Source organism: Hymenobacter sp. (genome assembly GCF_036388155.1).
Taxonomy (GTDB): Bacteria; Bacteroidota; Bacteroidia; order Cytophagales; family Hymenobacteraceae; genus Hymenobacter.
In genome coordinates this window covers 1-23,430 of sequence record NZ_DASVSI010000018.1, presented here as the reverse complement: position 1 = coordinate 23,430, position 23,430 = coordinate 1, and the positions used below count along the sequence as shown (strand labels likewise).

Below are 23,430 nucleotides of genomic sequence, written 5' to 3'. Positions count from 1 at the left end.
ATGGTTATTTTTTAGGAAGGGTCGCGGACTAAAAGTCCGCGCTACAAATAAAAAAGGGAACCTCCGGAGCCTAGCTACTCGAAGGTTCCCTTTTTTCAAAGAGCTCGGAAGGGACTATTCTTCGTCAGCAGCCGTCTTTTCAGCAATGGCAGCCTCGTCGGCTTCCTTGCGGTCGGCGTCTTCTTTGTCAACTTTGCGCTCCGACAAGCCGTCTTCGATGGCCTTGCCAATCACGCCCACGATGAGCTGAATGGACTTCGAGGCGTCGTCGTTGGCCGGAATCGGGAACTGTACCAACTCGGGGTTCGAGTTCGTGTCGCAGATAGCGAAAACCGGGATGCCCAGTTTAGCAGCTTCTTTCACGGCGATGTGCTCACGCTTCACGTCCACTACAAACAGCGCAGCGGGCAGGCGGCCGAGGTCGGCGATGCCACCGAGCACGCGGTCAAGTTTCTCACGCTCACGCGACATCATCAGCTTCTCGCGCTTAGCCAGTGCGGCGTAGGCCGTGTTCTCTTTCACCATCTTGTCGATGGTGGCCATCTTCTTCAGGCTCTTGCGAACCGTGGCGAAGTTGGTGAGCATGCCGCCCAACCACCGGTCGGTAACGAAAGGCATTTTCAAGCGCTCGGCTTCCGTCGTAACGATTTCCTGCGCTTGCTTTTTCGTGGCTACGAACATGATTTTGCGGCCGCTCTTCGCGATGTTGCGAATAGCAGTGGCAGCGTAATCCAACGAAACCAACGTCTTGTTGAGGTCAATGATGTGGATGCCGTTCTTCTCCATGAAGATGTACGGCGCCATTTTGGGGTCCCACTTGCGGGTGAGGTGACCAAAGTGGGCACCTGCGTCGAGCAGGTCCTTATAGGTAGTCTGGGCCATGATATGTTTCCTCCTGAATTAGCGTTTCGAGAACTGGAACGAGCGACGAGCTTTGCGCTTGCCGAATTTCTTGCGTTCCACCATGCGCGGGTCGCGAGTCAGGAAGCCTTCCTTCTTCAAAGCAGGACGGGTCTCCTCGTTGTCGCTCACAAGCGCCTTGGTGATAGCCAAACGGATGGCCTCGGCCTGAGCCGAAATGCCGCCGCCGCGCACGTTCACCTTGATGTCGTACTGGCCGACTTGCTCGAGGAGGGTGAGGGGTTGGTTCACTACGTTTTCCAGCAACTCATTGCTGAAATACGACTTCATATCCCGGTCATTGATAGTGATATTCCCTTGCCCGGCCTGCATGTAGATGCGGGCCACCGAGGTTTTTCTTCTACCAGAGGTGTTGGTAATTGCCATTTAGTGGAAAAATTAAAGAAAGCAAGCCGTTGTGGCTTACAGGTTTTTGAGTTCGATGGCCACGGGCTGCTGCGCCTCGTGGGGGTGCTCGGTGCCGGCGTACACGTACAGGTTGCGGTACTGAGCCGAGCCCAGCTTGTTGTCCTGCAGCATGCCTTTCACAGCGTGCTCGATAACGCGACGCGAGTCGCGGTTCATCTGCTCGCGCACGGTGCGACGCTTTTGGCCGCCGGGGTAGCCCGAGTGGGTGATGTAGACCTTCTCGGTCATTTTTTTGCCCGTTACACGCAGCTTGTCGGCGTTGAGAACGATGACGTTGTCGCCGCAGTCCGAGTTGGGGGTAAACGAAGGCTTGTGCTTGCCACGCAGAATGTTGGCAATCTGCGAGCAAACGCGGCCCAGCGGGGCTACGCTGGCGTCTACGATAACCCAGCTCTTCTGGGCGTTGGCCTTATTGACGTGGGTCGTCTTGAAGCTCAGGTGGTCCATGAGTCGAAAAAAAGGTATGCTAAACTATTGAATAAGAGTGCGGAGCCGGTTGGGCTTCGGGAAAAACGGACACAAAGGTACTGATTTATGGAGAAATAGCCAAACGTGGGCAAGTAGTTTTTCCACTAACTTCTTGATTCGGGCGATTTAACAAAGCTGATAGGTGGGGTCAAGTGAGCACAAGCGTACTTTTGGGGCTTATTGTTCGCCATGAATCCATCTATTGCGCTTCCTCATTCGGCTGCTTCTGCTCGTCGGGCCCTGCTATTATTAGCCGTTCTGCTGCTGGTATCGGTCATTATGGCTTTCGTCACGAACAACACCTATGATTCGGGCGACAGCATCAAACACTACCTGTTTGCGCGGCACGCATTCCAGTACCCCATGAATTACATGGACTCGTGGGCCAAGCCCTTGTTCACGCTCCTGGCATCGGTGCCAGCGCAGGCGGGGTTTATGGGCATGAAGCTTTTCCAGTGCGGCGTGACGGCATTGTCGGCTTGGTGCGCCTATGTGGTGGCCCGTAGCCTGCGGCTGCCCATGCCAGAACTGGCTATTCTGTTTGCTTACGCGGCCCCGGACTATTTTATCATCCAGTTTTCGGGTCTCACGGAGCCGCTGTTTGGGCTGGTGCTGGTGGGCGCAGTGGCGTTGGCAGTTACGAACCGGCCGGGGTGGTCGGCGGCGCTCATTTCCTGGCTGCCCTTCGTGCGGTCCGAGGGCTTTATCCTGATTGGGCTGTGGGTGGTGTACTTCGCGTGGCGCCGGCAGTGGCGCTACCTGCCGCTGCTGGTGCTTGGCTACGCGGTGTTCAGCGCAGTGGGGGCCATTGTACTACATGAACCCGGTTGGGTTTTTGGGCATAATCCTTATGCCACCAAGTCAGTGTACGGGCACGGGGAATGGGACCATTTTGTGTTTAGCCTGCCCGGGCTGTTGGGTTGGGTGCTGCTGCTGCTGGCCGTGGTGGGGGGCGTGCGCATGCTGCTTGACTTCCTGCACCCCGAGCACCGCCAACGCCACCTGTTCAGCGCAGAGTTGCTGCTGATTTACGGCAGCATTTGCGTCTTTATTGCTGCGCACACCATTTTTTGGGGACTGGGGCTGTTCAATTCATTTGGCATGACCAGAGTGCTCACCGTGACGGTACCACTATTTGCCGTGGTGGCCCTTCGGGGCTTGACCTGGCTGACGCAAATGGGCAAAACGCCAGAAGCCCAGCGGCGCATTCGCGTTGCCGCCGTGGTCGCCGTGGTGGCCTTTTTATTTGCCGGAACGCGGCAGGGCTTCCGCTGGCAGCGCGACTTCGCCCGCCCGCCCGACCAAGAAGTGGTGGAAAACGCCGCTGCCTGGATTCGCAAGACGTACGGGCAGGGCACGCGGCCGTTGGCGTACGAGTTTCCTTACGTGGCGGTAGCTACCCAAAACAACATTTTTGACCCGGCGCAGCACCCCACCATTGTGGTGAGCCCAGACGGCCTGGTTGAGTCGCTGCCCGTGGGGACGCTGCTGGTGTGGGACGACTGGTTTGCCCGCACCGAAGGCCACGTGCAACTGCCCAAGCTACGCTCCGACGCCCGCTATCGGGAACTCTACCAAGACGCGCAACCGCGCAACCGCTTGCACCCGGAGCGGGACACCACGCGCGTTATCGTGTTTGAGCGCGTGCAGTAATTTGCGTTACTGGTTCTGACGCAGCGCCTCGACCAGCACCCGAAAGTCCTTTGGGTAAGGTGCCTCGACGGCTATTTCTTCGCCGTTTAGCCCGGTAAATTGCAGCCGCATGGCGTGCAGCGCGAAACGTTTGATGAACGGCTGTTCTTCCTCGCCTTCCTTCATGTTGAATTTCTTCTTTAGCGAGGAAAGATAAAAATCCTCTCCGCCGTAGTCTTTGTCGCCCACGATGGGAGCTTGCAGGTACATGAGGTGCAGGCGTATCTGGTGCATGCGGCCCGTGATGGGCTCGCACAACATCAGCGCATGGCGGCTGAAAGTCTCCAGGGTAGTAAAATGCGTTTCGGCCGGTTTGCCTTTGTAGGCTAGCCGGGCTTTGCCGCGGCTGGTGGTTTCGATGTTGCGCTCCACTACCTCGTTTTGCAACTGCGGGGTGCCCCACACCACGGCGTGGTACTGCTTTTTCACCTCGCGGTTCTCGAACTGCATGGCGAGGTGGCGGTAAGCGGCCGGGTTTTTGGCGAAGGCCAGGGCCCCGCTGGTTTCGCGGTCGAGGCGGTGCGCGGCCTGAATGTCGTCGTGGTGCTGGCGGGCTAGGCGCAACATGTTGGGCGCGCCGCCTACCCGCTCGTCGAGCGTGGCCAGGAACGGCGGCTTGTTGACGACGAGGTAGTCGTCGTTTTCGAAAATTACGAGGTCAGAGAAATGGGGGAGCTTCATAAGGAGCCGCAAAGGTAGAGAGCAGGGGCTTGGGTACTTGGGGACTTAGGAACTTGGTTTCGTTGGTGTGGGCTTAAACTTCCAAGTCCCCAAGTTGCCAAGGGCCTACTCCTTGTGCCCGCCTTTGGGCTTGTTCAGCTTAAACTCGAACGTGGTGCCTTCGCCCATGGCGCTCTTTATTTTGATGGCCGATTTGTGGGCTTCCACGATGTGCTTGCTGATGGCCAGTCCCAGGCCCGACCCGCCTGACTCGCGCGAACGGCTTTTGTCGATGCGGTAAAACCGCTCAAAAATGCGGCCTTGGTGCTCCGGCGCAATCCCGCCGCCATCGTCGCGCACGGCGATGCGCACCGAGCGGTTGCCCTCCACCAGCGCCACGACCACGCGCCCCTGGTCGCGGCCGTATTTGATGGCGTTGTCAATGAGGTTCACCAACACCTGACGAATGCGGTTGCGGTCGGCCACGACGGGCAGGCTGGCGGTGGCCAGCGTGGGCGGAAACAGCTCCAGCACAGTGCCGCGGCGGGCGGACTGTTGTTCCAGGAGCTCGAAGATTTCGCGCACCAGTACCACCAAATCGAACCGCTGCCGCCGCATGCGCACCACTCCTTTTTCGAGCTGGGCAATGGTGACCAGGTCCTGCACCAGGGCGTCGAGGGTGTCGAGGCTGGTGGCGGCTTTGTGCAAAAATTTGCGCCGCATGGCTGGGTCGATGTCGTCGTCCTCGTCGTCCAGAATGGTGTGCACAAAGCCTTGGGCAGCGAAAAGCGGCGTTTTCAGCTCGTGCGATACGTCGGCCAGAAACTCGCGCCGCAAGGCTTGCAGCCGTACCAATTCGTCAAGCTCTTGTTGGCGGCGTTCGGCCATGAGCAGAATTTCGTCGCGCACCCGCTTCACGGGCTCGGGGCGAAACAGAAATTTGTTGCTCAGCTTTTTGAACTCCTTGCGCTTGATGTGCTCCAGGCCGGCGTAGATGCCGTTGATTTCTTTAAAAATTAAGGCTTCAAACGACAAGTACACCAGCAAAAAGCACGCGGCTACCGTGACCCCAGCGGCCAAGAAAGCCTCCCGAAACGGCAGGGTGGGGCCAATGTGGGCGTAGGTCGTGAGAACTGCCGCCACCAACAGCGCAATGAGGACGGCGATGGTGCGAGAAGACAGGTTCATCGGTTAAAATGCTGATGGGGTGAGGTGCTGATGTGCTGAAATGGCCTTGCCGGCGCGTCAAAGATAAAGCCGACTCTGAGGCAGAGTCGGCTTTACGGCATCGGCGCAATAGACCGTCGGTTTATTAGTCTGCGTTGAACTTATAGCCCACGCCCTTAATGGTTTGGATGTGGTGGTCGCCTACTTTCTCGCGCACTTTGCGCACGTGTACGTCCACGGTGCGGGCCAGCACGAATACGTCGTTGCCCCAGATGTTCTGGAGCAACTCCTCGCGGTTGAAAACCTTGTGGGGCGACGCGGCGAGGAAGGCCAGTAGCTCGAATTCCTTCTTGGGAAGCGTGATTTTTTTGCCCTCCTGGTACACCGCAAAGCCGGTGCGGTCGATGCGTAAGCCGTTGATGTCGATGGCATCGACGGCGGCGTGGGGGTCTTGGTCGCGGCGCTTCACGGCGGCCAAGCGGCCGAGGAGGGCGCGCGGCTTGATGGGTTTGGCAATGAAGTCGTCGGCGCCGGCTTCAAAGGCAGCCACTTCGGAAAATTCCTCGGCGCGCGCGGTGAGAAACAGGATGTAGGTGTCTTTGAACTTGGGCTGCTCGCGCAAGAGGCGGCAGGTGGCAATGCCGTCGAGGTTAGGCATCATCACGTCGAGCAGGATGATGTCGGGGTTGAAGTCAGCGGCTACTTCCAGAGCCTTGCGGCCGTCGGCCGCCGAGGCGGTTTCGTAGCCCTCTTTCCGAAGATTAAATTCCAACAGCTCAACGATGTCCGGGTCGTCGTCAACGACAAGTATCTTGTACACGGCGGATTTAGGAGCAGTCACGGCGTTACGGGCTTAAGTGAAGCAATTGTTGCGCCTGCAAAAGTACCGCTTTGCCTTTGCCGGGCTATGTTACGATTGTGTGACCACAGATTGCACGGATTTTAGCGGATTACAACGGATTTTTTGTGGTTCTGCGCAGTTTGTTGGTATTTCCAAAACTGACGCATGTAAACAAAAAGAGGCCGCCTCCGTGGGCCGCCTCTTTTTGTTTACATGCGTCAGTATTTCGCTTTCAACCGCACAGAACCACAAAAAATCCGTTGTAATCCGTTAAAATCCGTGCAATCTGTGGTCCTAGTTTACCATGTTCAGCCGCGATTTTAGGCCTTGGTATTTCACCATGTCCACTTTCACGGTGCCCACAAACATCTCGGCCTGAAACAGCACCGGAATCTTGTTGCGGTCGTCGGAGAGGTACACCGAAATGGCGTTTTCTCCGCGGAAAAGCTTGTTGTTGGGCATCTTGGGCACCAGCTTGAAGGTGCGCACGTTGCCGGCTTTGGTTTCCACTATTTCGCGGCCTTTGTAGACCACGTCCAGCATCACGTTGTCGCCGTCGAAATAGCCGGGGATTTTTACGATTTCGCCCACTCGCATGCGGTCGAAGTTGAGGGTGCGCAGGTAGTAGAAGCCGCTCACCAGCTCCAGGGTGTTGTTCAACACCTTCACGGTTTTGCGCCGGTTTTTGGTGTGGTCCTGCACTTCGGCCACGTCGTGTAAGTGGTCGAACTCTACGGTTTCCTTTTTGCGGTAGTTCTTCTCGGCAATGTCGCGCTGCGCCCGCAGGGGCAAAATGCTGGTGGTATCGATGTAAGCGCGCCACTGGTCGCGGATGCGCAGGAAGAAGTCGAACGAGCCGGTGGTTTTGCCGCTCACGGTGGCTTTGTAGCAGGGCCGGTCGTTCACGCGCTCCAGGCTGCCGGCGGTTTCTACCGTGGCTTCGCCGCCGTTGATGAGGCCGTAGTGGACGGTGTATTTAATGACCTCACCGCGCCCAAAGCTGGACTGCGGCACGCTGCGCACTGCATCGCCGGGGCCCAGCGCCGGCTGTGCAGCCGCCAATAGAAGAATAAGCGCAGGAGTAAAGAGGAGCCAGCGGCGGTTCATAATAACGATAAAGGATAGAGACGCAAGGCCTAGACAAACGCAATGCCAGCCTACGTGGGCTCAAATATACAGACGTAAAAAAGCCCGTCGCAGATTGCGACGGGCTTTCCTTTGTTAAGTCAAAAGTTATCAATCAGAAGTTAAAACTCGCTGACCCCTAGCTCGTAACCCTGATGCGCCGGGCCAAGACTACAGCGTGTCCTCGCCGTCTTCCACGATGGTCAGGTCCACGGGGATGACGTCGGCGTCGCCCTTGGCCATGTTGCGGATTTTGCCTTCGATTTCCTCGGCCAGCTCGGGGTTGTCGAGCAACAGGGTTTTCACGGCTTCGCGGCCCTGACCGATTTTCTGGTCGCCGTAGCTAAACCACGAGCCCGACTTGGCGATGATGCCCATGTCGACGCCGAGGTCCACGATTTCGCCGACTTTCGAGATGCCTTGGCCGTAGATGATGTCGAACTCGACCACCTTGAAGGGCGGCGCCACTTTGTTCTTCACCACCTTCACCTTGGTGCGGTTGCCGGTCACGTTGTCCTTGTCCTCCTTGATTTGGCCAATGCGGCGGATGTCAAGGCGAACCGAAGCGTAGAATTTCAGGGCGTTGCCACCGGTGGTGGTTTCGGGCGAGCCGAACATCACGCCGATTTTCTCGCGCAGCTGGTTGATGAACACGCAGCAGCAGCCCGTTTTGTTGATGGTGCCGGTGAGCTTGCGCAGGGCCTGGCTCATGAGGCGGGCGTGCAGGCCCACTTTCGAGTCGCCCATGTCGCCTTCCAATTCGCCTTTTGGCACGAGGGCCGCCACGGAGTCAATGACGATAATGTCGATGGCACCCGAGGAAATCAGCTGGTCGGCTATTTCGAGGGCTTGCTCGCCGTTGTCGGGCTGGGCAATGAGCAAATTGGTGGTGTCGATGCCGAGTTTCTCGGCGTAAGATTTGTCGAAGGCGTGCTCGGCGTCGATGAACGCGGCCATGCCGCCTTTTTTCTGCGCCTCAGCAATCATGTGCATGGTCAGGGTGGTCTTACCCGACGATTCCGGGCCGTAGATTTCCACCACGCGGCCACGGGGAACGCCGCCGATGCCCAGGGCAATGTCGAGCGAGAGCGAACCGGTGCTGATGCTCGGGATGTCGCCAACTTTGTTGTCGCTGAGCTTCATCACAGTGCCTTTGCCGTAGGCTTTGTCCAGCTTGTCGAGGGTGAGCTGGAGGGCTTTCATTTTTTCGGCTGCGACGTTGGTCTCAGCCTTGTCGGCTTTCGAGGCCTTTTCGGTAGCTACTGCCATGGGGATGGGAAAAAGGAATTAGGTTTGGTAAAGTTAAGGGTTTTGGTGACGCCGCAATCAGATAATTCTATTCCTCGACTAAAACTTCGGATAGGCCCTTTTGCGGCGGCTTTTTCTAACACACAACCCTTAGGATTCGTGCCGTAGAAAGCGGAAATATATGAGGAATTATCTAAAATTTTTAGTTGGCCTTGTGGTTGTGCTAATTAGAGTGGGAGAGGCACGGGCGCAACTGGACAATCGGGCGTTTACAAGCCCTCGGCCGGGGCTCAAAGACGACACGATTTTTTTTAATAGCGCGGGCATTGGCTTGCCAGATGCATATCGAAATGATAGCGACTCAACCAGCGAAAGCGGTGGCCGTGGGCCAGTCAATACGGCCCCACAAGCGGGCGACATGAGGGTTTCTCTTCACGCTTTCGTGTTTTTCAAAGACAACGAGTATTTCAATAAGATTATCGAGGGCTACACGCTTTATGGCACACAGCTAAATCCACAGCTCGTCTATTACCCCACAAAAGACCTGCGCCTCGAAGGCGGCATTTTTCTCTGGAAAGACTTTGGCAACCCGGTGTTGCAGCAGGTGCGCCCCACGTTCCGCGCCACTTGGACCAAGGGCAAGCAGCAGATAATTTTGGGCAACATTCGGCCGCATTTGCACCACAACTACATCGAGCCGATGTTCAACTTTGAGCGGGTAATGCTAAATCCGCTGGAGGAAGGCATTCAGGTGCGCTATCTCAGCGACCGGTTGCGGGTAGACCAGTGGGTGGACTGGCAGCGCCAGCAGTACCGCTACAGCAACTACCAGGAGGAAGTGGCGGGCGGCGTGAGCAGCAGCTACCGCATTAGTCGCAACGGTAGCCGGTGGCACGTGGCGGTGCCGTTTCAATTTATCGCCACCCACCGGGGTGGCCAGATTGACACCTTAGAAAGGCCCTTGCGAACCTCGTTCAATGAGGCCTTTGGAGTGGAAGCGCGGCGCAGCTTCGCTGGGCCTAATGTGCGGGCTTTTCGGTTCGGCGGCTATGGGCTTGCCTTTCAGAATTATTCGTTTTCACCGGGGCAGTTCCCATTCAAGTACGGCCGCGCGCTGTATCTCAACGCGACCCTGGAAACCCGCTACGCCGACGTGATGCTGAGCTATTGGCAGGGCTCGCGCTATGTAGCGCCACTGGGCGGCGACCTCTACCAAAGCGCTTCCCGCACGGTGTCGAACCCGAATTTTCTGGACCGGAACCGTCAACTCGTTTTCGTGCGCCTCATGCGCGACATTCGCATTTCCGACGCCGCTGCCCTCACGGCGCGCGTGCAGCCCGTGTTCGACCTCAACGCCGGGCTGCTGGACTATTCCTTGGAAATGTATTTCAACTTCCGACAGGAGTGGCTGCTGGGCAACGTGAGGCGCCGGGTGAGAGTGGGGCAATAGCCCTCAGCTACCCGGCTGGCCTTCGCGGTTGAGCCAGAAGCGGATGATGTTGCTGACCGTGTCGGAATTGCGGAACCACAGCGGCCGCTTAGGCGGGGCTTCTGGCTGAAATCCGATGGCTTGGGCCACGGCTTGGCCCCGCAGGTTGTCGGCGTAGCAGCGAATGAGCAAGCGCTGGCAGCCCACGGCGTCGAACCCAAAGCGCACCACGGCCGCCAACGCTTCGCGGGCATAGCCGTGGCCTTCGGCTTCCAGCGCCAAGTAATAGCCGATTTCGGCCTTGCCCTGGGTTTGCGGCATCAGGCAGATATCGCCCAGGTAAGCGCCGGAATGGCGGCTCCAAATGCCAAACACGTAGAAACGGCCGGACTGCCAGTCTTGGGCAAATGCGCGCAGGGCCACCGTTGCATCTACCGGGTCTTGTACCGCCTGCAGGCGGTCGGGAAAAGACGATTGGAACCGGCTGCGGTCGGCGTCGAGCAGGGCGAAGAATTGCGCGGCATCCGTCAATTCGTAGGGCCGAAGGCAAAGGCGGGAGGTAAGCAGCGGCGTCTGGGGCAACATGGGCAGTGGTTCAGCAGAAGCTACGCCATAGCCGACCAAAAGTTAGGCTGGGTTCCGGTGGTGGTTCCTAACGGCCTTATACCGTTTCAGAAAAAAGCGAAGGCCGCGTTCCTTTGAAAACGCGGCCTTCGCCATGGGGCCTAAAGTAAAAGAAGCAGCCGTCTACTTGTTTACGCCTTCGTACTGGCTGGGGCTGCCCAACGCTTGCTGGGTGCGCATCACGTTCACCTGCCGGGCGGCCTCGTTGAAAAACTCGAGGCGGCGAATGAGCATTTCCTTGGTGAGCACGCGTCCTTCGGGCGTGCGCATCGTGCCGCGCTTGTCGGCCAGCACGCGCTGCATGGCCGCCAGCGTCTGGTTCTCGTGCTGCATGAACTGCTGCTGAAACTCGGCCAGCCTAGCCACGCCGGTGGCCGTGAGGGCGAAGGTCTCGCCAGCGCCTTGGTTGAGCACCTCGCAGAGCACGTACACTTCAATGGGCAGGCTGGTGGCAAGGGCGGTGGTGCGCAGGTCGAGGCCAGCGGCCAAGGCATCGAGAATGATGCGGACGTTGCGCTCAAATTGCTGGTAGTAGGCTTGGGCTTCCATATGGGGACTTTGGAACTTGGGGTCTTAGGGTCTTGGGTATTTTAGGGTTGGGGCTTTGGAGCTATGGGTTTTCGTGTGGCTCAATAAAAACCAAGTCCCAAAGTACCTAAGCCCCAAGCCCCTTACAACAACTCTCTCACAATCTGCTCAACGCCCACGCCCTCGGCCTCGGCCTTGAAGTTGCGCACCAGACGGTGGCGCAGAATGGGCACCGCCACGGCCCGCACGTCCTCGATGTCGGGCGAGTACTTGCCGTTGAGCAACGCGTTGCATTTGGCGCCCACAATGAGGTGCTGGGAAGCGCGGGGGCCGGCGCCCCACTCCAGCAGTTGCGTGGCCCGGGGAGCCGCCCGCTCGGTGCCGGGGCGGGTTTTGTGCACCAGGCCCACGGCGTACTCCACCACGTTGTCGGCCACCGGCACGCGGCGCACCAGCTCCTGGAAGGCTTGGATGTCGGCGGCGTGCAGGACTTTGTTGACGGTCTGCTTGCGGTCGGACGTCGTGTTCTTTACGATGTTCAGCTCTTCCGCGTAGCTCGGGTACCCCAATTCGATGTTGAACATGAAGCGGTCGAGCTGGGCTTCGGGCAGGGGATAAGTGCCCTCTTGCTCGATGGGGTTTTGGGTGGCGAGCACGAAGAAGGGACGCGCCAGGGCGTAGCGTTGGCCGGCCACGGTCACGGCGTACTCCTGCATCGACTCGAGCAGGGCCGCCTGCGTCTTGGGCGGCGTCCGGTTGATTTCGTCGGCCAGAATGATGTTGGCAAACACGGGGCCTTTCACGAAGTGAAAATCCCGCTGCTGGTTCATGGTTTCCGAACCCACGATGTCGGACGGCATCAGGTCGGGGGTAAACTGGATGCGGTTGAACGACAAGTCCAGCGAGTCGGCAATGGTCTGAATCAGCAACGTTTTGGCCAGGCCGGGCACACCCACCAGCAAGCTGTGGCCTTGCGAAAACACGGCGGTGAGCACCAAGCGCACCACCTCGTCTTGTCCCACGATGACTTTGCCAATCTCCTGGCGCAACTTTTGGAACGACGCCGCCAGAGAATCGGCAGCTTCTTTATCGGAAGGAAATTGAGCCATTCGAGGTCAAAAACTGAGCTGATGAGATAAAAAACCGTCATCCTCAGTTGGCGTCCGCGCAGCGAAGGACCTTATCATCGTTGAACCAACTGTTCTTGCGTGATAAGGTCCTTCGCTGCGCCGACGCCAACTGAGGATGACAGAAAGGTAGGTTATTTGTTTTCGGTGCCTTCCAGCACTTTGCACTGGGCGTATTCGGGGGCTACTTCCAGGTACACCGTGCCGCGGTTCTTCTCAAACCACTCGTCCAGCGCCTTGTTTCGTTTCTCGTTCAGGGCGGCGGCGGCAATTTTCTGGTAATCTTGCTCCAGGTTGGCCTGGTGAGGCGGGGTGTTCGACTTCAGCCACAGAATGCGCATGGCGTCCTTGCCGTCGTCGGTGCGGTAGGGCAGGGGCGGGGTGATGCGGCCCACCTTCATCGTGTCGATGGTGAAGAATACGGCCGGGTCGAGCTTGTCGAGCGGCATGCGGCTGCTGCCGTCCTGGCGGTTCTGCAGCAAGCCGCCGTTGCCCGAAGTGGCTTTGTCGGTCGAATTATCCTTGGCAGCTTTGGCAAAGCTGATGCTGTCGGACAGGATTTGACGACGCAGCTTGGCGAGCGTCTTGGCCGCCTCGCCGGCATCAGCCTCTCCCGATTCCGGCTTCAGCAAAATGTGGCGGGTGGAGAACGTGGCGCCCTTGCGCTCGATGAACTGAATGAGGTGAAAGCCGAATTGCGACTGCACAATGGGCGACAGTTGGCCGGGCTCCAGCTTCATCGAAGCCGCTTCGTATTCCGGCACCAATTCGCCGCGCTTGAAAAAGCCGAGGTAGCCGCCTTCTTTGGCCGAGCCGGGGTCCTGGGAATACTGCTTGGCCAGCGTAGCAAAATCAGCGCCGCCTTGCACCTGCGCCCGGATGTCGTTGAGCTTCGCAATGGCAGCCTGCTTGGCTTTTTCGTTCACCTGAGCGGCTACCACAATCTGACCTACTTCCACTTCGGTGCTGAAGTAGGGCAGGCTATCCTTGGGCACGCGGTTGAAATACTGCTGAACTTCACGCGGCGTCACCGCCACCTTGCCGGTGATGGTTTCCTGCATTTTTTGCTGCGTGAGCTGGTCCTTGATTTGCGGCCGCAAGTCGTCTTTCAGCGCCTTGATGGGCTTGTTGTACTGCTCCTCGAGGCGCTTTTCCGAGCCAATCTGTTGCACGAAATAGGCCATGCGGCGGTCGACTTCGCTGTTTACCTGCTGGTCGGTCACGGTCACGGAGTCGACTTCGGCGCGGGCCAGCATCAGCTTGTTCAGCACCAGGCTCTGCACGATTTTGCATTTGAGGTCGGGCGGCATGGGCTTGCCTTCGGCGCGGGCCATTTCCTGCAGGTAAATGTTTTCCACGTCAGACTGCAGCACAATCTGGTTGTCCACTTTCACCACAATGCCGTCGAGGAGTTGCTGCCCTTTGGGACGAGTGATGCCCAACTGGGCCTGGGAGGCGGGCGCAATGCCCAAGAAGAGCAGCAGCGTAAGCAGGGCTGACGCAGCGGCGCGATTCATTTTAACAAGCATAGAGTAGCAAAATAAAGCCCCGCCAAACGCCAGAGCTCGGGCTGTGGACGCGTAACACACGAACCAGCCCACAAATTTCATTATAAATCCGTTGGCGGACAAAACCAAGGAGTATTGCCTGGCCCAGAAGGTTGCAGGGGGGAGCAATGGGTGAATGGGTGAAGGGGCGAATGAGCCGTTCGGATTGTTGTCCTCTGCATTCACCCATTGCTTACTTCGTGATTAGTTTGTTCACTTCGGCCTCGTTCACTTTCACGGGGCGGGCGGTGCGCATTTGGGTAATCCACTCCTTTTCGAGGTAGGTCTGGTAGTCGGACGTGGCTTGGCCGCGGGCCTCGGCCAGTGTTTTGGGGCCGGGAGGCAACACCTTCTCGATGGTCACGGCGTAGTAGCGCCCGTCCTTTTGCACGTTGTAAGTGCCGGGGCCCTTGCCCAGCAAGTCATCCATTACCTTGTTGTCGCCCTTCTGGAAAACTTTCTGCGTGATTTGCACCGATAAGGGATTTCTCTCATTCAGCTCGGCTTCAATAACAGCAGGGTTGCTGCTGACCAGCGCCAGCTGCACCACGCTTTCCGCCGCCGGCGCCACCGGCGCTGCTTGGCTGATGCGGCGGCCGAAAGCCCCACGCGTGCGGAGGTAGCGCACTGCCTCGTCGGCCCGGGCTTTTGCCAAGCTGGCTTTTTCGCCTTTCTTCACGCGGCCGGTCAGGGTTACCCGTGCCAAGGTGTCTTGCAGCATGCGCTTGGCAATGTCGTCGAGCACCAGCCCGCCGCCTTTGGTGAGCATGGCCGTGCCGCTGCGGAAAGGGGCGGCCTTGGGCACGTTCTTGGTGACGGGGAAGCGGCCGGCTTTCAATTCCTTTTGGGCGCGGGCCAGCAACGCCGGCGTGGCGGCACTTACCACGGTGCCTTGCACGCGCTGCTCCCACTGGTATTTGGCTTGGTTCTCGGCGAAGTATTTCTTCAGGCCCACGGTGTCCTCAATGGCCTTGCTCCACACCTTCTCGTCCATCAGCTGGAAGAGCAGGATGCCGTCGCGGTACTCCTTCACCAGCATGCGGTAGTCCTCGTACTTGGTTTCGAGGCTGTTTTTCTCGAACTCGGTCAGCGACTGCTCTACGTACTGGTCGTAGAGCTGCTGCATGGCAAAGCTGGGCTGCGCGCCCGTGCGCGGACGCTGGTTCTGCTGCACGTAAGTCAGAAAGTCCTTTACCGTGTATGGCTTGCCCTTGATGGTGAAGAGAGCAGAATTGTCGTTTGCAGCGCCTTTTTTGGGGGCCTTGGCGGTTGCAGCTGGTGCGGTGTACTTGAAACGGCCGGCCACCAGCGCCGTATCCGCCTTGCTAAACGCATAGGTTTTGGCGGCCGGAACCTCCACAAATTGGTCTTCCTGGCGCACGCGCTTCAGGAAAGCCGCCTTGTTCAGCTCCGAGCGGGAATCTTTGGCCACTTTGCTCTTCAGCGAAGCTTCCACGTCGGCGAACTTGGCCACGGGCTGGCGCTCAATCAGCTTGATGACGTGCCAGCCGTAGGGCGTTTGCACCGGGGGCGCAATCTCGCCGGGCTTCTGCATCTTGAAGGCCACTTCTTCGAATGAAGGAATCATGCGGCCCGTGCCGAAGGGCGGCAACTCGCCGCCATTGGCCGCCGAGCCGGCATCTTCGGAGAACTGGGCCACGAGCTTATCCCAGTTTTCGCCTTTTTTGAGGCGGTTGTACAACTCGTCAATCTTCTTTTTGGCCGTGAGCGAGTCCGCCTTGGGGGCGTTGGCGTTCATGCGCACCATGAGGTGGGCCACTTTGATTTCGCCCTGCGCAGCCCGCTTGTCGTTCACCTTGATGACGTGGTAGCCAAAGCGGGTGCGAACCGGTGCCGACACCTGGCCCACCGGCGTTTTGTAGGCGGCCGTCTCGAAGGGGTACACCATCTGCATGGCCGTGAAGTAGCCCAGCTTGCCGGCGTTTTCCTTGGCCGAGGGGTCTTCGCTCTGGCTGCGGGCCAGTTGGCCAAAATCCTCGCCGGCCAGCGCCTGTTGGCGGAGTTTCTCTACTTTTTGGTAAGCTGCCAGGGTGTCCTGCGGCGTGGCATCGGGCGCCACGCGAATGAGGATGTGCGAGGCATTTACCTCCTGGCTCATGCGGTCGTAGGCTTCGCGCACCAGCTGGTCGGTCACGCTTTTCTCCGTCAGGTACGGCTGGGCCAACTGTTGGCGGTAGCCGTCGAGCTCGCGCTTGAAGGCTTGGGTCGTATCCAGCCCGCGCTGCTCGGCCTCCAGTACCTTGAGGCGGAAGTTGGTGTAAAGGTCCAGGTACTCGGCCACGCTTTGGCGGGTGCCGAAGTCCGGCGCCGCGCTGTTGTTTTTACGGTACACGTAGGCAAACTCGTTGGCCGGCACCGGGTAGTTTCCCAAGGTTTCGACGGCTGGGCCGGTGGCCTGAGCCGCCGCATTGGCCGAAGCGGCCGGTTTAGAAGCCTGGCAACCCGCCAGCAGCGTAACAGCGGTTGCGCCGGCGTACAGAATGCGTTTGTGCATAGGATGAATGAGGAAACAAAAGCGCCGGCCTGGTAGAAAACAGCCGTGCGGGCATAAAATTACCGGTGCGAAATTAACTAATTTCTGGACGGAAAGAAAGCTGACAAGCAGCGCATAACCGGGGCGGTAAATAAAGAACGTCAGGTTGAGCTTGCCGGTATGTCCCGCCTGCCAAAGTTCAAGGTCTTTTGCAGGGAAGACGTTCCGGTAAGCTCAACCTGACGCGTAGCGAGAGGCAACGAGGCGCTGCCTAGGCCAAATGCTTGCTGAGGTGGCACACGGTGTGGTTGCCGCGGGTGAAAAACTCCACCCGGTCCATGAGGCGGTTGACCAGTGCCATGCCCATGCCGCCCCGGCGCCCCTGCCGGATGTAGGCGCGCAGGTCGGGGCTTTGGTGGGGCTCGGGCAGGAAAATAGTGTCGCCGTTGTCGGCTATTTCCACGTTGAGCTCGTGTTGCTTAAAGGTCAGCTCCAAGTCCAGGAACTGGGTTTCGTCTTCCCCGTTGGCGTGAATGATGAAATTGGCCACCACCTCGTCTATCGCCAGCACCACCTGGTTGACCGTGACGTCGGGTAGGTTGCGGTTGCTGAGGTAATTCCGCACGAAGTCCCGCACCTGCTGGAGGTGGCTGCGGGAACAGGCAATGCGGAGGGTAGACTTCATGGATAATTAGTAATTAAGAATTAGAAATTAAAAATTTCAGCATGGCTTCAATGGTTTCAAAGGAGCAAATTCTTAATTACTAATTCTTAATTAATTACGCGGCTTCGGCTTCGGTAGCGCTGGGCACAATGGTCATCAGGGCATCCAAGCCAAGAATCTCAAACACGTTGAACACTTTTTCCTGCATGTTGAAGAACACCAGCTTCACGTTGGCGTCTTGGAACCGCTGGAGGTGCGAGATGAACACGCCCAGGCCCGCTGAAGAAATGTAGCTGAGCTTGGCGCAGTCGATGAGCACCTTGCGGTAGTTAAGGATGTCGGGCTTAGCCAGTTCAGTATCAAGTACAATAGCGGAGCTAGCGTCTAGCTCACCGTCGAGCACGAGGGTGAGGGTATCGGCGGAGGGGAGGGCAGTTACTTTCATAATGAGGTCGATACGTCAGGCCAACGGTGGGGGTTGGGCGGACTTGAATTTTATGACGAGCAGGGTCTGGTCGTCGTGAATCGGATACCCGAGGGTAAACGCGTTGAGGTCGTCGAGAATGTAAGATTTAATGTCCTCGGCTTCCTGGAAATAGCTCTCTTCCAACCGCAGTTTCAGTCGGTCTTCGCCGTATTCGGCCCCGCCCGCGCCCCGGGCCTCCACGATGCCGTCGGTGTAAATCACCATCACGTCGCCGGGGCTGTAGTCGTAGAACTGGTTCTTGATGTGCTTCTCGTACGTCGCATTGCGAATGATGCCCAGCCCGAGGCCCGCCGAATCGAAGTAGAACACCTCTTCGCGCAAGGCGTGGTAGTACAGCGTATGGCAATGCCCAGCTCGCGCAAACACAAACCCGCCCTGCTCATAATCAATGATATAGAGCGAAGACGTGATGAACGACGACTTCTCCAGGCAGTGCGTGAGGGCGGCGTTGGCCTGGGCCATGAACTTGCTGGGCACCGGGAATTTGTCCCTCTCGTTTTTGGCCAGGGGGTTTTCCTGCATCAGCGAGTGGAAAATTCCCTTCATCTGGGCCATATGGAAAGCGGCAGTCACGCCCTTGCCGCTCACGTCGCCGATGATGACGGCCAAGCGGCGGCCCGGCAGGTGCAGGAAGTCGTAGAAGTCGCCGCCCACTTCCTTGGCCGCCAGCGAGTGCGAGCTGATGTCGAACCAGTTGTCCGTGGGCAAATTTTTCGGAATGAGGCTTTCCTGTACCTGGGAGGCAATCTTTAGTTCTTCCTGCGTCCGCTGATTTTCCAGCGAGGTGCGCACCAGTTCCAGGTTTTCGATGCTGAGCACCGCCTGGCTGGTGAAGGTTTGCAGGATGCTGAGGTCTTCGCGGTCGAAGGTGTGGGGCTCCAGCTTCAGCAGATACAGCACCCCGTAGTTGAAATGCAGGCCGCGCAAAGGCAGCTGCAGCAGCGACCGGAAATGCTGCGGCGCGCCCTCAAAGCCCACGCGGGCGTTCAAGTCGTTGGTAATGAATTCGCCCTCGGGCAAGTCGTAAGCCCGTAGCCGAACGCGCAGGTCATGGGCTTGTTCAGAGGTAAGGTTATAATACTGGGTAGCCGCGGCGGCGCCTACGTTGGCGTGGCCGGGGTCGAGGTCGAGCCAGGCGGCGTCGGCCTGCACGGTTTGCACCGCCGACTCGAGCAGGATGTTGTACACCTCGGCCGTGGTCTGCCCGCGCTGAATGATTTGGGTGAGGCGCTGCAGGCGCAGGATTTCGTTGCGCCGCTGCTCAATAACGTCGGCAATGGGCAGGTTGAAAAACGTGACCAGCAAGCCCATCAAGGCATAAAAAGCCGAGAAAAACGCCGTGAGCAGCAGAAACGCATACTGGGCCTGCGGGGCAATGAGCTGCGGGTCGGCCTGCGTAATGCGGAAGTACTGCACAAACACCAGCACGCCAAACAGCAAGCCCGCTTGCAGTAGCACGGCGCGCCATTTTTCGCGCTGGCTCAAATACGCCACCCACTTCTGATGGCCGCTGAGGTAGACGCCAAAAAAGCCCAGCACCACCACTATGGGAATGCCGATATAGTTCGGTGGGTCGACGCCCAACAGCCGAAACAGCAGCGTGGCGCCCAGCAGCAGCTCAAACAGCGTCCATTCGCGTTGCAGCTTGGGCGAAGAGCGAAATAGCACTAGCGCCCGCCACGCGTAATTGGTGCGCGCCAGGAACACCACGAACAGCCCCAGGTTGACGGTGTAAATGCTTGTGAAAAGCAGACTGTTGTTGCCGAATACGGGCTGGTCCTTGGCCAGCCGCTCTAGCAGGTGCAGGCCCACGCAAGCTAGCGCCAACAAGCCCGGGCCCGTGAGCAGCCGCCGCAGCAGCCGCACAAACGCCTGCCCCTTCAGCGGGGCAGGCTGGTAGCGGTAATACAGGAAAACGCCCAACACGAATGCGCCCTGCGTCACTTGGGTGCTCCACTGGGGCCAATTGCCCAGCCACGGGCCCGCGCCCGAATGACTCAGCGCGCTCAACAGCAGCAGTACCCAACTCAATAGGCTGAAAGGCAGCAGAAAAGAGAGGTAACGTTGGGGCACAGACAGAACTAGGAATAACACAAGGGCACCGCCCGTTGCGCCCATAATTGGCGCTCAATTGGTGTGCAAGATACAATCGGCCTTGCAAAAACATTTCCACCAATCAAGGGCCCATCAACGGGCACCACTGGCATAAGGTTGTGGTGCCCGTTATGGGTCAAGGCTTAAAGCTAACCCGGTTTACCGGCTCGAATAGTTGGGCGCCTCGCGGGTGATTTGCACGTCGTGCGGGTGCGACTCGCGCAGGCCCGCGCCGGTGATGCGCACAAACTGCGCCTCTTGCAGGGCCGCAATGTTGGCCGCGCCCACGTAACCCATGCCGGCGCGCAAGCCGCCCGCCAGCTGGTATATCACCTCCGACACGTTGCCCTTGAACGGCACGCGGCCCACGATGCCCTCGGGCACCAGCTTCTTCACGTCGTCCTCCGCGTCCTGAAAGTAGCGGTCCTTGCTGCCGTCTTCCATGGCTTCCACCGAGCCCATGCCGCGGTACGATTTGTACTTGCGGCCTTCGTAAATAATCAGGTCGCCCGGTGCCTCTTCGGTGCCGGCCAGCAGCGAGCCCACCATCACGGCCGCCGCGCCGCCCGCCAGGGCCTTCACGATGTCGCCCGAAAACTTGATGCCGCCATCGGCTACCAGCGTGGCGCTGGTGCCTTCCAAGCCCCGAGCGGCTTCGAGCACCGCCGACAGCTGGGGGACGCCAATGCCGGCAATGATGCGCGTGGTGCAGATGGAACCTGGGCCCACGCCCACCTTCACCACGTCGGCCCCGGCTTCGGCCAGGGCTTTGGCGCCGGCGGCGGTGGCCACGTTGCCCGCCATCACGTCGAGCTTGGGGTAGGCGGCTTTGATGGCGCGCACGGCGTCCAGCACGCCTTTGGAGTGGCCGTGGGCGGTGTCGAGGCTGACGAGGTCGACGCCGGCTTCCACCAGCGCGGCCACACGGGGCAGCAAGTCAGCGGTTACGCCGACGGCGGCCCCCACGCGCAGGCGGCCCTGGCCGTCTTTGCTGGCGTGCGGGGCGCGGCGGCGCTTCCGAATGTCTTTGTACGTCATCAGGCCCGCGAGGCGGCCTTCGGTATCCACCAGCGGCAGCTTGTCCACTTTGCTGTCGGTGAGCAGCTGTTCGGCGCTGGCTTGGTCGATGCCGGCGGGGGCGGTCACGAGGCGGGCCAGCGGAATCATGACCGTGGTGACGGACTGGGTCAGGTCGGCTTCGAAACGCAAATCGCGGCTGGTGAGGATGCCTTGCAGCAGCCGGTCGTCGGTGACCACGGGAATGCCGCCGATGTTGTGCTTGCGCATCAGCTGGCGGGCGTCGGCGAGGGTGGCGGTGGGCGTCAGGGTGAACGGGTCCTGAATCAGGGCCGACTCGCTGCGCTTCACGCGGCGCACCTGCTCGGCCTGCGCCTTGATGGACATGTTCTTGTGGATGATGCCAAGGCCGCCTTCCTGGGCCAGCGCAATGGCCATGTCCGACTCCGTGACGGTGTCCATGGCCGCCGAAATCAGCGGGGTGTGCAGCCGGATGTTGGGGGTGAGGCGGGTGCCGGTGTCGCAGTCTCGGGGCAAAACCTCGGAGTACGCTGGCAAGAGCAGTACGTCGTCGTAGGTGAGGGCCTCGAAGGCAATTTTGGGGGTTGCGGAATCCGCCATGGCAAAAGGGGTTGGGGGTTGGGACCTTTTGCCAGTCAAAGTTACGGCGAGAAGTTGGGTTACGGGCCAGTTATCAACCCGTCGGGCTGTTATTCTTTTGCTTTCATTGCTTCCGAAGCCGTTTTGGTGGGCCGCCCAAACAATTCGGGGCGCTGCCGCGTCTTATGCGGCACTCATCTCACTGCAATTCTCATGGCTGATTCCACCTCCCAAACTTGGTTCATCACCGGGGCCTCGTCCGGTTTCGGCGAAGCCCTGGCCACTCATATTCTTGAAAAAGGCGGCCGCGTGGCCGCCACCTTCCGCAAGCCCGAGCAAGCCGCCGACTTCACGGCCCGCGACGCCGGCCGCACGTTTGGCGTGGTGTGCGACGTGACCAATGAATCTCAAGTGAAAACCGCCGTGGCCGACGCCATTGCCCATTTCGGCCACCTCGACGTGGTGGTGAACAACGCCGGCTACGGCTCCATGGGCAGCATCGAAGAAGTGCCCGCCGAAGAAGTGCACCGGCAGTTCGACGTGAACGTGTTCGGGGCGCTGCACGTGCTGCGCGCCGTGCTGCCGCACTTACGCGAGCGCCGGTCGGGGCACGTGCTCAACATTACCAGCATCGGCGGGCTGAAAACCTTCCCCGGCGTGGGCATCTACAACGCCAGCAAGTTTGCGCTCGAAGCCATCGGCGAGAGCCTGAGCCAGCAAGTGGGCCCGCTCGGCATCAAGGTTACCAACATTGAGCCCAGCGGCTTCCGCACCAAGTGGGCCGGCGAGTCGGCCACCATTGCCAACACCAGCATCGACGATTACCAGGCCACGGTGGGCGAGAACATTCGCGGGATTCAGGGCTACAGCGGCAAGCAGCCCGGCGACCCGGTGCGCGCCGCCCACGCCATGTACGACGTGGTGCAGATGGAAAACCCGCCCCTGCACCTGCCACTAGGCAAAGCCGCCGTGAAAGGCGCCCGCGATAAATTTTCGGCCCTCACCAAAGAGCTGGAGCAATACGCCGAAATGGGCGACGCCGCCGATTTTCCCGCCGGCGAGTAGCGGCGCCGCTGAGTAACTCAGAAGGCCTGCTTTTCGCTTTAAATCAAGCGGAAAGCAGGCCGTTTGCTTATAATTCGACAACTGCTTGCCGACTGCCCTGATAAGCTCCGCGTTATCAAAAGGGGCAAGTTTACCGTTCTTGTGGGTCCACCTCTTTTTCCCTTCATGCCCCTTTCTGTCAACGACCATCGCGCCAACTCTTGGGAAGACCTACAACGGTTGCTTTTCCAAAATACCTGGGACGGGCGCATCGGGCGGTTTCGCTCGCCGTTCGTTTACCGGGGCAGCCGCTCGCACCTCTACCGCCTCGACACCAGCTTGCAACGCCTCGGGGGCCAATACCACCACCTGGAGCACCACTTGCTGCGCAACTTCCGCAAGTACGCCCACGACACCACCCTGCCGACCGAAGGCGGCACCACCTGGGACTGGCTCGCGCTGGCCCAACACCACGGCCTGCCCACCCGCCTGCTCGACTGGACCTACTCGCCCTACGTGGCCTTGCACTTCGCCACCGACGACCTCGAAGCTTATCACGAAGACGGCATAGTATGGGCCCTGAACTACGTAAAAGCTGCCGAGCACCTGCCCGAGCGCCTGCGCCAAGTGCTGAAGCTGGAAGGCTCCAACGTATTTACCTCCGAGCTGCTTCAACCCGTGAGCAGCAGTCTGCGCGAGCTGGAAGAGCTGCAAACCGAGCCCTACGTGCTGTTCCTGGAGCCGCCGAGCCTAGACGCCCGCATTGTGCACCAATACGCCTTGTTTTCGCTGATGAGCACGGCCCAAAGCGTACTGCACGACTGGCTCCAAGAACGCCCTGAGCTGTATTTCCGCATCATCATCCCCGCTGAGCTCAAGTGGGAAGTTCGCGACAAACTCGACCAGGCCAACATCACCGAGCGGGTGTTGCTGCCCGGCCTCAGCGGCCTCAGCCGGTGGCTGCACCGGCACTATTCGCCGGCCCGGGGCCAGGATGTAGGTGGCCCTGGCGGGGAGCTGCCGGGCTAACTACGGGCTAACTAATTGAATGAGGAATGAAGAATGGCAGGGCGGGCGCTGGCGTGCGTCTGTGACGCGTGCCGACTAGGTTGTACGGACAATTAGCGAAGCCAGAGTAAGGCGCAGACGAAGTGCACGAAGCCGAGGTAGCTGCTGGCGGTTTTGTCGTAGCGCGTGGCCAGGCGGCGAAACTGCTTGAGCCGGCCCATGAGCCGCTCAATGCGG

The 23,430-nt window shown here is 59.2% G+C and carries 22 protein-coding genes; 4 read left to right on the top strand and 18 right to left on the bottom strand.

What is annotated here, in order from left to right; translation table 11 throughout:
* Positions 1 to 114 precede the first annotated feature (114 nt).
* From rpsB to rplM, 3 genes are read right to left on the bottom strand one after another with little or no spacing between them, the layout of a single operon-like run.
* A complete protein-coding gene (gene rpsB, locus VF629_RS02700) occupies positions 115 to 882 on the bottom strand; it encodes a 30S ribosomal protein S2 (protein WP_331056909.1) in 768 nt (255 codons plus the stop codon).
* A gap of 18 nt (positions 883 to 900) precedes the next feature.
* Positions 901 to 1,287, bottom strand: a complete 387-nt coding sequence (gene rpsI / locus VF629_RS02695) for a 30S ribosomal protein S9 (protein ID WP_331056908.1) — start codon at positions 1,285 to 1,287, stop codon at positions 901 to 903.
* A 36-nt stretch (positions 1,288 to 1,323) separates the two neighbouring features.
* Positions 1,324 to 1,776, bottom strand: coding sequence for a 50S ribosomal protein L13 (gene rplM, locus VF629_RS02690; protein WP_331056907.1), 453 nt, complete (start codon positions 1,774 to 1,776; stop codon positions 1,324 to 1,326).
* Between the two features lie 210 nt (positions 1,777 to 1,986).
* Here rplM and VF629_RS02685 point away from each other — a divergent pair, with 210 nt between their 5' ends.
* Positions 1,987 to 3,450 (top strand): glycosyltransferase family 87 protein, encoded by a 1,464-nt coding sequence (locus tag VF629_RS02685; protein WP_331056906.1) that lies wholly within the window; start codon positions 1,987 to 1,989, stop codon positions 3,448 to 3,450.
* Positions 3,451 to 3,456: 6 nt separating this feature from the next.
* On the opposite strand, the gene VF629_RS02680 is transcribed toward VF629_RS02685, so the two are convergent.
* The 5 genes from VF629_RS02680 to recA form a co-directional block, all read right to left on the bottom strand.
* Complete coding sequence (locus tag VF629_RS02680; RefSeq protein WP_331056905.1) at positions 3,457 to 4,170, bottom strand: RluA family pseudouridine synthase; 714 nt, start codon at positions 4,168 to 4,170, stop codon at positions 3,457 to 3,459.
* A gap of 105 nt (positions 4,171 to 4,275) precedes the next feature.
* Positions 4,276 to 5,337, bottom strand: coding sequence for a sensor histidine kinase (locus tag VF629_RS02675; protein ID WP_331056904.1), 1,062 nt, complete (start codon positions 5,335 to 5,337; stop codon positions 4,276 to 4,278).
* 124 nt (positions 5,338 to 5,461) lie between these two features.
* On the bottom strand, positions 5,462 to 6,157 hold the full coding sequence (locus tag VF629_RS02670) for a response regulator transcription factor (protein WP_331056903.1): 696 nt from the start codon (positions 6,155 to 6,157) through the stop codon (positions 5,462 to 5,464).
* 294 nt (positions 6,158 to 6,451) lie between these two features.
* Positions 6,452 to 7,264, bottom strand: a complete 813-nt coding sequence (locus VF629_RS02665) for a DUF3108 domain-containing protein (RefSeq protein ID WP_331056902.1) — start codon at positions 7,262 to 7,264, stop codon at positions 6,452 to 6,454.
* A 189-nt stretch (positions 7,265 to 7,453) separates the two neighbouring features.
* The gene (recA, locus tag VF629_RS02660; protein WP_331056901.1) at positions 7,454 to 8,551 is read right to left on the bottom strand and encodes a recombinase RecA; all 1,098 of its coding nucleotides are present in this window, start codon (positions 8,549 to 8,551) and stop codon (positions 7,454 to 7,456) included.
* Between the two features lie 397 nt (positions 8,552 to 8,948).
* Here recA and VF629_RS02655 point away from each other — a divergent pair, with 397 nt between their 5' ends.
* Complete coding sequence (locus VF629_RS02655; RefSeq protein WP_331056900.1) at positions 8,949 to 9,980, top strand: hypothetical protein; 1,032 nt, start codon at positions 8,949 to 8,951, stop codon at positions 9,978 to 9,980.
* 3 nt (positions 9,981 to 9,983) lie between these two features.
* Here the strand turns inward: VF629_RS02655 and VF629_RS02650 are convergent, their stop codons facing one another.
* The 9 genes from VF629_RS02650 to guaB all read right to left on the bottom strand — a co-directional run bounded on the left by VF629_RS02650 (position 9,984) and on the right by guaB (position 21,162).
* Complete coding sequence (locus VF629_RS02650; RefSeq protein WP_331056899.1) at positions 9,984 to 10,544, bottom strand: GNAT family N-acetyltransferase; 561 nt, start codon at positions 10,542 to 10,544, stop codon at positions 9,984 to 9,986.
* Between the two features lie 162 nt (positions 10,545 to 10,706).
* The gene (locus tag VF629_RS02645; protein WP_331056898.1) at positions 10,707 to 11,132 is read right to left on the bottom strand and encodes a hypothetical protein; all 426 of its coding nucleotides are present in this window, start codon (positions 11,130 to 11,132) and stop codon (positions 10,707 to 10,709) included.
* Positions 11,133 to 11,254: 122 nt separating this feature from the next.
* Positions 11,255 to 12,220, bottom strand: a complete 966-nt coding sequence (locus VF629_RS02640) for a MoxR family ATPase (protein WP_331056897.1) — start codon at positions 12,218 to 12,220, stop codon at positions 11,255 to 11,257.
* Between the two features lie 152 nt (positions 12,221 to 12,372).
* Positions 12,373 to 13,767 carry a peptidylprolyl isomerase gene (locus VF629_RS02635; protein ID WP_331056896.1) on the bottom strand — a complete coding sequence of 465 codons (1,395 nt, stop codon included), beginning with the start codon at positions 13,765 to 13,767 and terminating at the stop codon, positions 12,373 to 12,375.
* A 211-nt stretch (positions 13,768 to 13,978) separates the two neighbouring features.
* The gene (locus VF629_RS02630; RefSeq protein ID WP_331056895.1) at positions 13,979 to 16,300 is read right to left on the bottom strand and encodes a peptidylprolyl isomerase; all 2,322 of its coding nucleotides are present in this window, start codon (positions 16,298 to 16,300) and stop codon (positions 13,979 to 13,981) included.
* A gap of 250 nt (positions 16,301 to 16,550) precedes the next feature.
* Positions 16,551 to 16,964 (bottom strand): ATP-binding protein, encoded by a 414-nt coding sequence (locus VF629_RS02625; protein WP_331056894.1) that lies wholly within the window; start codon positions 16,962 to 16,964, stop codon positions 16,551 to 16,553.
* 94 nt (positions 16,965 to 17,058) lie between these two features.
* Positions 17,059 to 17,388, bottom strand: coding sequence for an STAS domain-containing protein (locus VF629_RS02620; RefSeq protein WP_331056893.1), 330 nt, complete (start codon positions 17,386 to 17,388; stop codon positions 17,059 to 17,061).
* 15 nt (positions 17,389 to 17,403) lie between these two features.
* Complete coding sequence (locus VF629_RS02615) at positions 17,404 to 19,503, bottom strand: SpoIIE family protein phosphatase (protein ID WP_331056892.1); 2,100 nt, start codon at positions 19,501 to 19,503, stop codon at positions 17,404 to 17,406.
* A gap of 180 nt (positions 19,504 to 19,683) precedes the next feature.
* Positions 19,684 to 21,162 (bottom strand): IMP dehydrogenase, encoded by a 1,479-nt coding sequence (gene guaB, locus VF629_RS02610; protein ID WP_331056891.1) that lies wholly within the window; start codon positions 21,160 to 21,162, stop codon positions 19,684 to 19,686.
* 192 nt (positions 21,163 to 21,354) lie between these two features.
* Between guaB and VF629_RS02605 the strand changes: the two genes are divergently transcribed.
* Positions 21,355 to 22,206 (top strand): oxidoreductase, encoded by an 852-nt coding sequence (locus tag VF629_RS02605; RefSeq protein ID WP_331056890.1) that lies wholly within the window; start codon positions 21,355 to 21,357, stop codon positions 22,204 to 22,206.
* Positions 22,207 to 22,371: 165 nt separating this feature from the next.
* A complete protein-coding gene (locus VF629_RS02600; protein ID WP_331056889.1) occupies positions 22,372 to 23,214 on the top strand; it encodes an FRG domain-containing protein in 843 nt (280 codons plus the stop codon).
* 92 nt (positions 23,215 to 23,306) lie between these two features.
* On the opposite strand, the gene VF629_RS02595 is transcribed toward VF629_RS02600, so the two are convergent.
* On the bottom strand, positions 23,307 to 23,430 hold a 124-nt coding region (locus tag VF629_RS02595; protein ID WP_331056918.1), incomplete at its 5' end, for a transposase.

Bases quoted from the DNA above. Each gene is read 5' to 3' on its own strand.
- rpsB (WP_331056909.1), bottom strand. From the start codon at position 882: ATGGCCCAGACTACCTATAAGGACCTGCTCGACGCAGGTGCCCACTTT.
- rpsI (WP_331056908.1), bottom strand. From the start codon at position 1,287: ATGGCAATTACCAACACCTCTGGTAGAAGAAAAACCTCGGTGGCCCGC.
- rplM (WP_331056907.1), bottom strand. From the start codon at position 1,776: ATGGACCACCTGAGCTTCAAGACGACCCACGTCAATAAGGCCAACGCC.
- VF629_RS02685 (WP_331056906.1), top strand. From the start codon at position 1,987: ATGAATCCATCTATTGCGCTTCCTCATTCGGCTGCTTCTGCTCGTCGG.
- VF629_RS02680 (WP_331056905.1), bottom strand. From the start codon at position 4,170: ATGAAGCTCCCCCATTTCTCTGACCTCGTAATTTTCGAAAACGACGAC.
- VF629_RS02675 (WP_331056904.1), bottom strand. From the start codon at position 5,337: ATGAACCTGTCTTCTCGCACCATCGCCGTCCTCATTGCGCTGTTGGTG.
- VF629_RS02665 (WP_331056902.1), bottom strand. From the start codon at position 7,264: ATGAACCGCCGCTGGCTCCTCTTTACTCCTGCGCTTATTCTTCTATTG.
- recA (WP_331056901.1), bottom strand. From the start codon at position 8,551: ATGGCAGTAGCTACCGAAAAGGCCTCGAAAGCCGACAAGGCTGAGACC.
- VF629_RS02655 (WP_331056900.1), top strand. From the start codon at position 8,949: ATGAGGGTTTCTCTTCACGCTTTCGTGTTTTTCAAAGACAACGAGTAT.
- VF629_RS02650 (WP_331056899.1), bottom strand. From the start codon at position 10,544: ATGTTGCCCCAGACGCCGCTGCTTACCTCCCGCCTTTGCCTTCGGCCC.
- VF629_RS02645 (WP_331056898.1), bottom strand. From the start codon at position 11,132: ATGGAAGCCCAAGCCTACTACCAGCAATTTGAGCGCAACGTCCGCATC.
- VF629_RS02640 (WP_331056897.1), bottom strand. From the start codon at position 12,220: ATGGCTCAATTTCCTTCCGATAAAGAAGCTGCCGATTCTCTGGCGGCG.
- VF629_RS02635 (WP_331056896.1), bottom strand. From the start codon at position 13,767: ATGCTTGTTAAAATGAATCGCGCCGCTGCGTCAGCCCTGCTTACGCTG.
- VF629_RS02630 (WP_331056895.1), bottom strand. From the start codon at position 16,300: ATGCACAAACGCATTCTGTACGCCGGCGCAACCGCTGTTACGCTGCTG.
- VF629_RS02625 (WP_331056894.1), bottom strand. From the start codon at position 16,964: ATGAAGTCTACCCTCCGCATTGCCTGTTCCCGCAGCCACCTCCAGCAG.
- VF629_RS02620 (WP_331056893.1), bottom strand. From the start codon at position 17,388: ATGAAAGTAACTGCCCTCCCCTCCGCCGATACCCTCACCCTCGTGCTC.
- guaB (WP_331056891.1), bottom strand. From the start codon at position 21,162: ATGGCGGATTCCGCAACCCCCAAAATTGCCTTCGAGGCCCTCACCTAC.
- VF629_RS02605 (WP_331056890.1), top strand. From the start codon at position 21,355: ATGGCTGATTCCACCTCCCAAACTTGGTTCATCACCGGGGCCTCGTCC.
- VF629_RS02600 (WP_331056889.1), top strand. From the start codon at position 22,372: ATGCCCCTTTCTGTCAACGACCATCGCGCCAACTCTTGGGAAGACCTA.